This is a genomic window from Methylobacterium sp. Leaf108 (assembly GCF_001423265.1).
Taxonomy (GTDB): domain Bacteria; phylum Pseudomonadota; class Alphaproteobacteria; order Rhizobiales; family Beijerinckiaceae; genus Methylobacterium.
On record NZ_LMND01000012.1, the window covers coordinates 93,082 to 105,063 of the forward strand.

At 69.7% G+C, this 11,982-nt stretch carries 10 protein-coding genes; 5 read left to right on the forward strand and 5 right to left on the reverse strand.

The window, feature by feature from the left end; genetic code table 11:
• Positions 1 to 94 precede the first annotated feature (94 nt).
• From ASF39_RS08665 to ASF39_RS08680, 4 genes are all read right to left on the reverse strand, one after another.
• Entirely contained in the window at positions 95 to 1,570 is a 1,476-nt protein-coding gene (locus ASF39_RS08665; RefSeq protein WP_056282826.1) for a PAS domain-containing methyl-accepting chemotaxis protein, read from the reverse strand.
• Positions 1,571 to 1,748: 178 nt separating this feature from the next.
• Entirely contained in the window at positions 1,749 to 3,554 is a 1,806-nt protein-coding gene (gene lepA / locus ASF39_RS08670) for a translation elongation factor 4 (protein WP_055887894.1), read from the reverse strand.
• 138 nt (positions 3,555 to 3,692) lie between these two features.
• Complete coding sequence (locus ASF39_RS08675; RefSeq protein ID WP_056282829.1) at positions 3,693 to 5,792, reverse strand: response regulator; 2,100 nt, start codon at positions 5,790 to 5,792, stop codon at positions 3,693 to 3,695.
• Positions 5,793 to 5,898: 106 nt separating this feature from the next.
• Complete coding sequence (locus ASF39_RS08680) at positions 5,899 to 6,690, reverse strand: DUF2470 domain-containing protein (RefSeq protein WP_056282832.1); 792 nt, start codon at positions 6,688 to 6,690, stop codon at positions 5,899 to 5,901.
• A 328-nt stretch (positions 6,691 to 7,018) separates the two neighbouring features.
• On the opposite strand from ASF39_RS08680, the gene ASF39_RS08685 reads away from it, so the two are divergent.
• From ASF39_RS08685 to ASF39_RS08705, 5 genes are all read left to right on the forward strand, one after another.
• Entirely contained in the window at positions 7,019 to 7,729 is a 711-nt protein-coding gene (locus ASF39_RS08685) for a response regulator transcription factor (protein ID WP_055887887.1), read from the forward strand.
• Positions 7,730 to 7,768: 39 nt separating this feature from the next.
• On the forward strand, positions 7,769 to 9,529 hold the full coding sequence (locus ASF39_RS08690; protein WP_055888099.1) for a sensor histidine kinase: 1,761 nt from the start codon (positions 7,769 to 7,771) through the stop codon (positions 9,527 to 9,529).
• 9 nt (positions 9,530 to 9,538) lie between these two features.
• The gene (locus tag ASF39_RS08695; protein WP_082494449.1) at positions 9,539 to 10,063 is read left to right on the forward strand and encodes a hypothetical protein; all 525 of its coding nucleotides are present in this window, start codon (positions 9,539 to 9,541) and stop codon (positions 10,061 to 10,063) included.
• A 125-nt stretch (positions 10,064 to 10,188) separates the two neighbouring features.
• The gene (locus tag ASF39_RS08700; protein WP_055887883.1) at positions 10,189 to 10,590 is read left to right on the forward strand and encodes a PTS sugar transporter subunit IIA; all 402 of its coding nucleotides are present in this window, start codon (positions 10,189 to 10,191) and stop codon (positions 10,588 to 10,590) included.
• A 94-nt stretch (positions 10,591 to 10,684) separates the two neighbouring features.
• The gene (locus tag ASF39_RS08705; RefSeq protein WP_055887880.1) at positions 10,685 to 11,008 is read left to right on the forward strand and encodes an HPr family phosphocarrier protein; all 324 of its coding nucleotides are present in this window, start codon (positions 10,685 to 10,687) and stop codon (positions 11,006 to 11,008) included.
• Between the two features lie 14 nt (positions 11,009 to 11,022).
• Here ASF39_RS08705 and ASF39_RS08710 read toward each other — a convergent pair whose 3' ends face one another.
• A complete protein-coding gene (locus ASF39_RS08710) occupies positions 11,023 to 11,958 on the reverse strand; it encodes a hypothetical protein (protein ID WP_156648434.1) in 936 nt (311 codons plus the stop codon).
• Positions 11,959 to 11,982 lie beyond the last annotated feature (24 nt).

Genomic DNA, 11,982 nt, shown 5'->3' on the forward strand with positions numbered 1-11,982 from the left:
CCTGTCGATCACGTCGTGGTGCGGAAACGGGCTTCGCTTGCGGGCCGCGCGGGCTCGGCGATGCGGTTCCGGCTCGATTCGAGCGGGAACCGTCTCAGGCCAGGGCCCTGGCCGAGACGGCGACCCGGCGAACCGAGGCGTCGATCTCTCCGGCGGTCTGCGAGATGCCCTCCATGCTCTCGCGTACGAGCTGTACGCTCTTTGCCGCGTTCTGCATGTTCAGGGACATGTCGCGGGTGACGGCGGATTGCTCGGTCACCGCCGAGGACACGCTCAGCGAGATCTCGCTCAGATGCGCGATGGTCGCGGTGATCGCCGTGATCGCGTCGACGGCCTGGTCCGTGGCCGCCTGCACGGCGCCGATCTGGGTGCCGATCTCCTGGGTCGCCCGCGACGATTGGGCGGCGAGCGCCTTCACCTCCGTGGCGACCACGGCAAAGCCCCGTCCCGCTTCGCCGGCCCGCGCCGCCTCGATGGTGGCGTTGAGTGCCAGGAGGTTGGTCTGGTCGGCGATGGAGCGGATCAGGCTCACGGCCTCGCCGATCCTGTCGGCGGCCGTTGTCAGGCCCGAGATGATGCCATTGGCTTCGCGGGCGCGCACGACGGCATCGTCCGCCGCGGTCCTCGCCTCCGTGGCGTGCCGGCTCAATTCCTCGATGGAGGCGGCGAACTCCTCGGCCCCCGCGGCGATGGCCTGGACGTTGCCGGAGGTCTCGACGGCGCTGTCCGTCGTCTTCTGGGCGCGGACGGCCACGTCGGACATCGCGTGGGTGATCGCCTCGATGTCGCCGTCGATGACCTTCTGGCCGGCGATCCGGCGCATGCGGTCGTTCACCTGCTGCGTCACGTCCGTCGCGAACTTGACGACCGAGGAAGGCCGGCCCTCCGCGTCGAGGATCGGGTTGTAGGCACCCATGATCCACACGATGCGGCCGTCCTTGGCCTGGCGCTGGAACTCGCCGGCTTGATAGCGGCCCTCGGCGAGCGCCGCCCAGAAGGCCGCGTAGGCGGGGCTATCGCGCTCGGCTTCGCTGACGAAAAGGCTGTGGTGACGGCCGCGGACTTCCTCGATCCGGTAGCCCATGGTGGACAGGAAGTTCTCGTTGGCGTCGGTGATGGTGCCGTCGAGGGTGAAATGGATGACCGCCTGGGACCGGTCGAGCGCCGCGATCTGCCCCTGATAGACGGCGTCGCGGGCCTTCTGGGCGGTGATGTCGGTGGCGAACTTCACGATCTTGACCGGACGCCCGCGGCGATCGAGCACCGGGTTGTAGGACGCCTGGATGTAGATCGTCCGCCCGCCCTTGCCGACCCGCTTGAACTCGCGCGACTGGAACTGGCCCTGGCGAAGCTGCTCCCAGAACGCCCGGTACTCGGCGCTGTCCCGCTCGGCCTCGGGGACCAGCATGGCGTGCGGCCGCCCCTCGATCTCGTCGAGGCGATAGCCGATCACGTCGAGGAAGGGCTGGTTGGCCCGCAGGATGCGCCCGTCGAGCGAAAATTCGATCCGCCCGAGCGACTTGTCGAGCGCACGCAGAACCGCGGAATCGGACAGGATATTGAGCGACATGTTGGACAACCCAGGAGCGGCACTGGGCAATCCTATCCCGGCATTGATAAAATTCGATTAAAATTGCCGCTTTTTGAGAGATATAACCAATTTGTCCGCATCGATGAACAATTCGAGAGTTCTATATCGGATTTGTACCGCCTAAAGTATAAAATATACAATCGATATATGACGCTGGCTAATCGTCCATCTTCAGCGCCGCAATGAAGGCCTCCTGCGGAATTTCCACACGGCCGAACTGGCGCATCTTCTTCTTGCCCTCCTTCTGCTTGTCCAGGAGTTTGCGCTTGCGCGAGATGTCGCCGCCGTAGCACTTGGCGGTGACGTCCTTGGACAGGGCCTTGATGGTCTCGCGGGCGATGATCTTGCCGCCGAGCGCCGCCTGGACCGGGATCTGGAACAGGTGGCGTGGGATGAGGTCCTTCAGCTTCTCGCACATCGCCCGGCCGCGATGCTCGGCGCGGGTGCGGTGGACCAGCATCGAGAGGGCGTCCACCGGCTCGGCATTGACGAGGATCGACATCTTCACGAGGTCGCCCTCGCGGTAATCGGAGATGTGATAGTCGAAGCTCGCGTAGCCTTTCGAGATCGACTTCAGGCGATCGTAGAAATCGAACACCACTTCGTTGAGCGGCAGGTCGTAGACGACCATGGCGCGCTTGCCGACGTAGTTGAGGTCGACCTGGGTGCCGCGCCGGTCCTGGCACAGCTTGAGGACGCCGCCGAGATACTCGTCGGGCGTGAGGATCGTGGCGCGGATCCACGGCTCCTCGATGGCCGTGATCTTCATCACGTCCGGCATGTCGGCCGGGTTGTGGAGTTCCTTGACCGTGCCGTCGGTCATCTGCAGGCGGTAGACGACGGAGGGCGCCGTCGAGATGAGGTCGAGGTTGAACTCGCGCTCCAGCCGTTCCTGGATGATCTCCAGGTGCAGCAGCCCGAGGAAGCCGCAGCGGAAGCCGAAGCCGAGCGCCGCCGAGGTCTCCATCTCGTAGGAGAACGACGCATCGTTCAGGCGCAGCTTGCTCATGGCGCTGCGCAGGGTCTCGAACTCGGCGGCATCCACGGGGAACAGGCCGCAGAAGACGACCGACTGCACGTCCTTGAAGCCCGGCAGCATCTCCTTGCAGGGGCGCTTGTCCTCGGTGAGGGTGTCGCCGACGCGGGTGTCGGCGACCTCCTTGATCGAGCCGGTGAAGAAGCCGACCTCGCCGGGGCCGAGTTCGGCGATGTCCGCCATCTTCGGCCGGAACACGCCGATCTTGTCGACGCCGTGCACGGCGTCGGCCCGCATCATGCGGATGTTCATGCCCTTCTTGAGCACGCCGTCGACGATGCGGACCAGCACCACGACGCCGAGATAGACGTCGTACCAGCTGTCCACCAGCAGGGCCTTGAGGGGCGCGTCGCGGTCGCCCTTGGGCGGCGGCAGGCGCTTGACGATGGCCTCCAGCACCGCCTCGATGTTGAGCCCGCTCTTGGCCGAGATCGCCACGGCCTCGGAGGCGTCGATGCCGATGACCTCCTCGATCTGGGCGCGGATGCGCTCGGGCTCGGCGGCGGGCAGGTCGATCTTGTTGAGGACGGGCACGATCTCGTGGTTGGCGTCGAGCGCCTGGTAGACGTTGGCCAGCGTCTGCGCCTCGACGCCCTGGGAGGCGTCCACCACCAGCAGCGAGCCCTCGCAGGCGGCCAGCGACCGCGAGACCTCGTAGGCGAAGTCGACGTGGCCGGGGGTGTCCATCAGGTTGAGGATGTAGTCCTTGCCGTCCTCGGCCTTGTATTCGAGGCGCACGGTCTGCGCCTTGATGGTGATGCCGCGCTCCTTCTCGATGTCCATCGAGTCGAGCATCTGCTCGCTCATGTCGCGCAGGGCCACGGTACCGGTGGTCTGGATCAGCCGGTCGGCCAGGGTCGATTTACCGTGGTCGATATGGGCGACGATGGAGAAGTTGCGGATGTTGTCGATGGGGGATGTCGTCATCGAGAATTGGCTCTCCGGCGCGGCGCGGCCCGTCGGCTTGAGGCGAGGGCCCGGCGCACGGTCTGTCGGCTTCTAGGAACGGACCCGCGAGATAGCAGTGCCGCCCGCCAGCGCCAAGCGAGCGTGGCGTCGCGCCGGTCAGAGCAGCGCGACGGTGGAGGAGACGTCGGGGCTCTGCAGGGACGTGAGTTCGCCGAAGGTGCGCCTGGCCAGATCGCGGGCGATGGAGCAGCGCCGCTGCGCCGCCGTCGACTCAGGCCCCTCGGCCGCGGCGGCGAGCCGTCCGTAGGCGTTGGCGAGGTCGAGGAAGCCGAGGCGGGCGGCGGCCACAGCGATGGTCTGCGCTTCCCGGGCCGAGCTCGCGGCATCGCCTGCGGTCTCCAGGAGCGACATGAAGGCTCGCAGGGTGCCCTGGGCGGCGGCGAGGCCGAGTTCGGACCGCAGGCTATCGTAGCAGGCCCGCTCGAACACCGCCGGCCGGCTCGGGCGCTGACCGCCTTCACCGGCATCCAGGAGGACGAAGGCGGAGAGCTGCCGCGCCACCGCCTCGGCGAGGGAGGCGCGGTCGAACGGCTTGGCGAGGTGGTCGTTGATTCCCGCCTCCGTGAAGGCGCGCACCCGCTGGGGCATCACGTCGGCGGTCAGGGCGAGGATCGGCACGCGGCGCGAGGGATGCTGCAGGGCGCGGATGCGGCGGGCGGCGGTCAAGCCGTCCATCACCGGCATCACCATGTCCATCAGCACGAGATCGTAGGTCCGGGCCTGGACCGCCTCCACGGCGGCCAGGCCATCGCCGACGACGTCGACGACGCAGCCGGACCTTTCGAGCATCGCCCGCACCACCTCCTGGTCGATGGCGCCGTCCTCGGCCAGGAGCACGCGGGTGGGGCGCGTCAAGGCCACTTCCATCGCCGCCGGGGCGGGCTCGGCTTCGAGGGATGCCGGCAGCACCACGGAGAACCGGTAGGCGGCCGCCTCGCCGGGCCGGGTCGTCCGGTCGAGGCGCCCTCCCATCAGCCCGATCAAGCGCTGGGCCATGGCGAGGCCGAGGCCGCCGCCGTCGATGAGGGCCGCCCGTGGCAGCACCGTGACGTTGGTCTGGTCGGGGACCGTCGCGACGATGGCGATGCGCAGCACGTCCGCCCCCTGCCCGAGGCGGGGGCCGAGGACCGAGAGGCGGATCGCTCCGGCCTGGGCCACGCCGACCGCGTCGTTGAGGAGGTTCAGGAGGATCTGGCGCAGGCGGCGCTCGTCGCCCGTCACCTGCGCGGGCAGGTCGTGGCCGAAGCTGGTGTCGAGGATCAGGCCCTTGCCCTCGGCGGCCGGGCGGACGAGGTCGACGACGCCGGCGATCACGGCCACCGGGGCGAAGCTGCGCCGTTCGATCCGCAGGTCGCCGGTCTCGGATTTCGCGTAGTCGAGGATGTCGTCCACCGCCACGAGCAGGGTCTCGGTGGCGGCCTCGACGAGGGCGAGGTGGCGGCGCTGCTGCGGTTCGAGCGGGCCGCCGTCGGTGAGGAGGTCGATGAAGCCGCGGATGGCGGTGAGCGGCGTGCGGATCTCGTGGCTCATCAGGCCGATGAACTCGGATTTCGCGCGGGTGGTGTTCTCGGCCCTGGCCCGGCCGAGCTCGGCCGCATCGCGGGCCATGCGCCACTCGTCGGACTGGTTGCGCCGCTCGGTGACGTCGCGCAGGCACGACAGGATGGTGGGGCCGCCCTCGGCCACGCCATCGGCCACGGGGTCGTTGACGGCCTCGACCCAGATCCAGTGGCCGTCGGCATGGCGCATGCGCACCGCGAGGACCACGCTGCGGCCGGTCGCCTCGACGGCCGCGTCCGCCGCGTCGAAGGCCGCGAGGTCGTCCGGGTGGACGCGCCCGCGCAGGACGGTGGCGTCGCTGCCGGTACCGAACAGGCGCGCGAACGAGGGGGTCGCGTAGGTGGCGGGCTCGCCGGAACGGCGCAGCAGGACGACGTCGGTCATGCCCTGGGCGACGACCCGCTCCGGCGCCACCTGCAGCCGGGGGCCGTCCCCGTCCGGGGCCGACCGGCCTCGTTCGGCGGCGGCGATGGCGACGATGGTCGAGAGGCGCAGGCGCGCTTCCTCGGCCGAGCTTGGGTCGGCGGCGCTCCCCGGCAGGATCCGGGCGACGGCCCGGCTCCAGGCGCGGGCGAACCCGATCCTGACGGACCGCAGGAGGGTTCCGGGCGAACCGCCTTCACGCAACCGACTCATGACACTCCGCACGCATGGAACCGACCGCGGGCGATCGGGCCCGCGGCCCGATCCTAGCGGCTCAGTCGTTTCGAATGCGTAGCGGCGCCGGCCGCTGGTCGTGCTGTCAGGCGGCCGGCCCGCCGGCCCCGGCACGGTCGGAGGCGGCCATCTCCACCAGGACCTTGCGCAGGCTGCCCATGTCCCGCACCGGGCTCGGATAGGGGATGCGGGCGGTGCGGTCGCCGGCCAGCAGGTCCATTCCCTCCGGGTCGATCCCTGTCAGCCGCCAGTTCGCCGTGGCGTCGCCCGCATAGGCCGCCAGGGCATCGGCGTGGTCGGCGTTCATATGGGAGACGGCGCCCGCCTCGCCGGCGACGATCGCCTCGCACCCCGAGAGGTCGAGGAGGAGTTCGGCCTTGGTCAGGGTCGCGGCCTTGGCGAATCCCCCGTTGAGGTGGCCGGCGGTGGGCTCCAGGGCGAAGAACGCGAAGTCGGGAAAATCGGCGTAGAGCTTGGCCTTGGGGTGGCGCATCAGGAAGCGCTCCCGCGCCCGCGCCTCCTCCGTCCGGCGTACGAGGCCAGTCACCGTCAGGCGCGGATGGGCCAGGGGGTCGCCCTTGCCGCCGGCGCTGAACAGGAGCGAGGCGCGCGGGTCTTTGAGCAGGTTGCGGGTGTGGCCGGACAGGCGCGAGAGCAGCATCAGCGGCGTCCCGTCGACGTCGGTGGCCATCGTCACCAGCGAGGCGAAGGGGGTGCCGTCATCCGGATCGAGGGTGGCGAGCGCCCCCGAGCGGACGGTCCGCAGGAGGTGCCGGGCGAGCCCGATGGCGTCGAACGGCGCCTCCGAGGCCGGAAGCGGTTGCGCGGGGCCGCGACGCGGCTCGGAGAGGGGCGGTGGGGTCTCGTCGCTGGCCATGGCGGATCGAATTCCTCGAGTGCGGCGGGTGGGGTGAGCATAGCCCGGGCGGCCCGCACGTCACGGGGTCACGCCCCGCGACCTCTTCGCCGGAGGGCTCGCGGCACGGGGTGGCCGCCTGCGGAATATCCCGCCCCTTACGGTCAAGCTACCACGACCGCTCGCTTTTTTAGATCGCACCGGCTACAGGGGATGACTCTCCGCGCGAATGCGGCCCGTCTCGGACACGGCCGCGACCGCGTTTTGCCGGACCCTTTCGCCAGGGCCGGATGCGGAGGCGCTGGCTCGTGACGGGCCCGTGGGCCGCATCCGAGCAATAGGGAACGCCATGCCGACCATTGCCCTCGTCGACGACGACCGCAACATCCTCACCTCCGTCTCGATCGCGCTGGAGACGGAAGGCTACCGCATCCAGACCTATACGGACGGCGCCTCGGCCCTCGACGGGCTCAAGCACTCGCCCCCGGACCTCGCGATCTTCGACATCAAGATGCCGCGCATGGACGGCATGGAGCTGCTGCGCCGCCTGCGGCAGAAATCCGACCTGCCGGTCATCTTCCTCACCTCGAAGGACGAGGAGATCGACGAGTTGTTCGGCCTCAAGATGGGTGCGGACGACTTCATCCATAAGCCGTTCTCGCAGCGCCTGCTTGTGGAGCGCGTCAAGGCGGTCCTGCGCCGGTTCGCGCCCAAGGACGGCCCGGGTGCGGCCGCCCGCGAGGCCGATGCTGCCGCCCGGTCCCTGGAGCGCGGCCTCCTGATGATGGACCCCGAGCGCCACACCTGCACCTGGAAGGGCGAGCCCGTGACCCTCACGGTCACCGAGTTCCTGATCCTGCAGGCCCTGGCGCATCGCCCCGGCGTCGTGAAGAGCCGCAACGCCCTGATGGACGCCGCCTACGACGACCAGGTCTACGTCGACGACCGCACCATCGACAGCCACATCAAGCGGCTGCGCAAGAAGTTCAAGGTGGTGGACACCAACTTCGACATGATCGAAACCCTCTACGGCGTTGGCTACCGCTTCAAGGAAAGCTGAGGCGCGCCGCCCCTTCGATTCGTGCCGACCCGGACCACCGTGGCTCCCTCCGACGAGAACATTCCCCCGCGCGGCCTGCTGGCGTGGCCGCGCCTGCTGTGGCGCGGGATCGGGCAGAGGGCCTCCTCGAGCCTGACGCGGCGCATCGTCGTCCTCAATCTCGTGGGGCTCTTCGCCCTCCTGTTCGGCTTCCTCTATCTCAACCAGTTCCGACAGGGCCTGATCCAGGCCAGGGTCCAGAGCCTGCTGATCCAGGGCGAGATCATCGCCGGCGCGATCGCCTCCTCGGCCTCCGTGGAGACGGACGCCATCCGGATCGATCCCGACAAGCTCCTGCAGCTCCAGGCGGGCGAGCCCGGATCCTTGCGCGAGGAGAACCCCTCGCCGCTGACCTTCTCCCTCAACCCGGAACGGGTGGCGCCGCTGCTGCGCCGCCTGGTGACGCCCACCGGAAATCGTGCCCGCGTCTACGACCAGGACGGCGGCCTCCTGTTCGACACCCGCACGCTGTCGGCCCGCGGCGAGATCGGGCGCGCCGACGGCCTGCCGCGGCATCGCCGCAACGTGCTCGAACAGGCCTACGACTTCGTCCAGGCGAAGATCTTCGGCGCGGTCCTGGGAGACCCCCCGGCGCAGCCCGACGAGGCCGGGCCGACCAACGGCCAATCCCTCAAGGAGGTCCAGGTCGCCCTTGCAGGGTCGCGCGGCACCGTGGTCCGTCGCAACCGGGCGACGGAGACCATCGTTTCGGTGGCGGTGCCGATCCAGCGCGGCGGCGTCGTGCGCGGCGCCCTGATGCTCTCGACGCAAGGGGGCGACATCGACCGGGTGATCGCCTCCGAGCGGTTCGGCCTGCTGCAGGTCTTCCTCATCGCCGCCCTGGTGATGCTGGTGCTCTCGATCCTGCTCGCCGGTGCCATCGCCGGCCCGGTCCGGCGCCTGGCCGACGCGGCCGAGAAGGTGCGCCTGGGGATCAAGTCGCGCGAGGAGATCCCGGACTTCACCGGCCGCACCGACGAGATCGGCCACCTCTCGGGCGCCCTGCGCGACATGACCCAGGCCCTCTACCGCCGTATCGACGCCATCGAGAGTTTCGCCGCCGACGTCAGCCACGAGCTCAAGAACCCGCTCACCTCCCTGCGCAGCGCCGTCGAGACCCTGCCGCTGGCACGCAGCGACGAGTCGCGCGGGCGGCTCCTGGCGATCATCCAGCACGACGTGAAGCGCCTCGACCGCCTGATCAGCGACATCTCCGACGCCTCACGCCTCGATGCCGAACTGGCGCGGGCCGAGGCGCGACGGGTCGACCTGCGCAAGCTCCTCACCACCGTCGTCTCGGTGGCCAACGAGCGCAAGCGCGCCAAGGACGCCTTCATCCAGTTCGACGTCGACGCGCCGCCCGGCGACGTCGAGGCGCCGTTCATGATCTTCGGCCACGACAGCCGGCTCGGGCAGGTGATCAACAACCTCCTCGACAACGCCCGCTCGTTCTCCCCCCCCGACGCCAAGGTCCGGGTCGCCCTGCGCCGCGTGAAGGGCGAGGTCGAGATGATCGTCGAGGACGAGGGCCCGGGTATTCCCCAGGACGCGCTGGAGCGGATCTTCGAGCGGTTCTACACCGACCGCCCCGAGCAGGGATTCGGCCAGAACTCCGGCCTCGGGCTGTCGATCTCCCGCCAGATCGTCCAGGCCCATCGCGGCACCATCCGCGCCGAGAACCGGCCCGGCCCCGCCGACGAGGACGGCGAGCCCACGATCCGCGGCGCCCGCTTCATCGTGCGCCTGCCGTCGCTGCGCTGATCGCGGCCGATGCCGGTCGCCTCGCCCCTTCGTGAGACCGTGCATGCGACGGCCGTGGCGATCCGCGAGGCCGGCGTTCTGATCAGGGGCCAATCGGGGACGGGCAAGACCGCCCTCGCCCTGGCGCTCCTCGATCGGGCGGCGATGGGCGGCATCCATGCCGGTCTCGTGGGCGACGACCGCATCCGGCTCGAACGACACCATGGGCGCCTCGTCGCCGGTCCGCATCCGGATCTGGCGGGGCTCGCCGAGGTTCGCGGCCACGGCATCCGGCGCCTCGCTGCGACGCACGACGCGGCGGTTGTGCGCCTCGTGGTCGATCTGGGACGCGATGACGAACGCCTGCCCGAGCACGGCGCGGATCGCGTCACCCTCCTCGACGTCGCCCTGCCCCGTCTCACCCTCGGACCAGGGCTCCTGCGGAGCGGTCTCGGGGTCCGGCTGGTCTTCGACGCCCTCGACACGCAGGCCGTGTGCGTTGCGGCGCAGACGCACCTGCCGATTCTCGCAGCGTGGCATGACGGCGACCCGTAGCCTCGGCACATCCACCATGGCATGATCGTGACGTTGTGCCGTACAAAACGTCGCGACCGTCTTGCGCACGACATTGCGCTGCACAAAATGGCAGCGGCTTCTCGAGAGCGCTGGAACATGCGTCGATGATTGGAATGGTGCTCGTCACCCACGGGCTGCTCGCGACGGAGTTCAAAGCCGCGCTCGAGCACGTCGTGGGTCCTCAGAAGCAGATCGAGACGATCACGATCGGCCCCGAGGACGACATGGAAACCCGCCGCCTCGACATCATGTCGGCGGTGGGCCGGGTCAACACTGGCAACGGCGTCGTCGTGCTCACCGACATGTTCGGCGGCACGCCGTCGAACCTCGCCCTGTCCTGTATGAGCGGCGGCTGCGTCGAGGTGGTCGCCGGCATCAACCTTCCCATGCTGATCAAGCTCGCCAGCGTCCGCGACGAGGAGACCCTCGGGGACGCGGTGCTCCACGCCCAGGAGGCGGGGCGCAAGTACATTAACGTCGCCTCGCGGGTCCTTGCGGGAAAATGAGCTTTCGCCGGACGCGGGAAGGGCTTAACCACGGTTCCATCATGAGAGCGTGGCCGAAGCGACCGCGCCGAACCGAGGAAGCGGCCCGCACCCGATGAGCGAGACCTTCGAGGCCGAGGACGACGATCTCCCACCGGTGCCCGAGGGCGGACTGCTGGAGGTCGTTCCTGTCATCAACCGACGTGGGCTGCACGCGCGCGCCTCCGCCAAGTTCGTCCAGACCGTCGAGCGCTACGACGCCCAGGTCACGGTCACGCGGTCCGGCGAGACCGTGGGCGGTCGCTCGATCATGGGCCTTCTCACCCTCGGCGCGGCCCAGGGGACGACCATCGCGGTGACCTCGGTGGGGCCGGACGCCCGCGCCTGCATGGACGCGATCGTCGCCCTCCTCGCCAACCGGTTCGGCGAGGACGAGTAGTCCCGCCCCGCGGCTTAGCCGCGGATACGGTCGTCCTTCGGCACCGCGGCGACGACGCTGCGCCGATCCTCCGCCTGTTTCCACAGCACTGCGCCGGCGCCGGTTCCCAAGTGGATGCGGCCCGCGACGAGGCGTCCCGACCGTCTCACAAGGTCGACGCAGGCCTCGCCGCGCCGACCGAAGCGGCGGGTCACCACACGCACCATGATCGCCTGCGAGGGATCGTCGAGGATCGGTCGCGCCGACACGCGGGCGTCGAGGCCGAGGAAGTCCTCGACGGCATCGCGGATGCGGCCGGGGTCGACCACACATTCGATCTCCGACCGGTCGCGGGCGATGGCATTCGGGGGGCGGATACCGAGGACGTTCCCCGCGGGGATATCGCGGCGGGCGCTCACGGCCGAGCGCAACGGTGCCATCGTTCGTTCGAGCAGCGACGCGGCCGGCTCGATCTCGGCACCGGAGCGGTCGAGGCGCATTCCGAGGGCGACGAGGCCCTCGTCGAGGGCCTGCGCGACGGCGCCGGCATGGGCAGGATGGACGGTCGGGGCGAGGGTCAGGCCCGGCGGCTGCCAGGGCCGGACACGGCCACGCCCCCATACGGCCGACGGCATGACGAGGCCGACGACGCCCTCGATGCGGGTCCGTCCCGCCGACCCGGCGAGAGCGAAGGCGAACGCCGGCTCGACGCCGCGCTCCTGATGCTGCGCCGCCGCCAGCAGGTAGTCGGGATCGGCGAAGACCGGCGTGGGCACGCCCATGCGCGCGAGCAGGTCGCGCCAGGCCACCACCCGCTCGTCGGTGACCGCCGACGCCTTCACGATCTCGACCGACCAGGTGTCCGGCCCGGGCCTGACGGGCTCCGCCTCCGGCCGCGGCCATCCGATGCCGCCTTGCCCGATGCCGCCTTGCCCGAGGCCACCTTGGATCACCCTGAACCTGTGTCGCATGCAATCGTCCTGATCCCGGGTGGG

Excerpts from the sequence above, each read along its gene's own strand:
- ASF39_RS08675 (WP_056282829.1), bottom strand. The coding sequence starts at position 5,792 with ATGAGTCGGTTGCGTGAAGGCGGTTCGCCCGGAACCCTCCTGCGGTCC.
- ASF39_RS08705 (WP_055887880.1), top strand. The coding sequence starts at position 10,685 with ATGAGCGAGACCTTCGAGGCCGAGGACGACGATCTCCCACCGGTGCCC.
- ASF39_RS08700 (WP_055887883.1), top strand. The coding sequence starts at position 10,189 with ATGATTGGAATGGTGCTCGTCACCCACGGGCTGCTCGCGACGGAGTTC.
- ASF39_RS08695 (WP_082494449.1), top strand. The coding sequence starts at position 9,539 with ATGCCGGTCGCCTCGCCCCTTCGTGAGACCGTGCATGCGACGGCCGTG.
- ASF39_RS08710 (WP_156648434.1), bottom strand. The coding sequence starts at position 11,958 with ATGCGACACAGGTTCAGGGTGATCCAAGGTGGCCTCGGGCAAGGCGGC.
- ASF39_RS08685 (WP_055887887.1), top strand. The coding sequence starts at position 7,019 with ATGCCGACCATTGCCCTCGTCGACGACGACCGCAACATCCTCACCTCC.
- ASF39_RS08665 (WP_056282826.1), bottom strand. The coding sequence starts at position 1,570 with ATGTCGCTCAATATCCTGTCCGATTCCGCGGTTCTGCGTGCGCTCGAC.
- ASF39_RS08680 (WP_056282832.1), bottom strand. The coding sequence starts at position 6,690 with ATGGCCAGCGACGAGACCCCACCGCCCCTCTCCGAGCCGCGTCGCGGC.
- lepA (WP_055887894.1), bottom strand. The coding sequence starts at position 3,554 with ATGACGACATCCCCCATCGACAACATCCGCAACTTCTCCATCGTCGCC.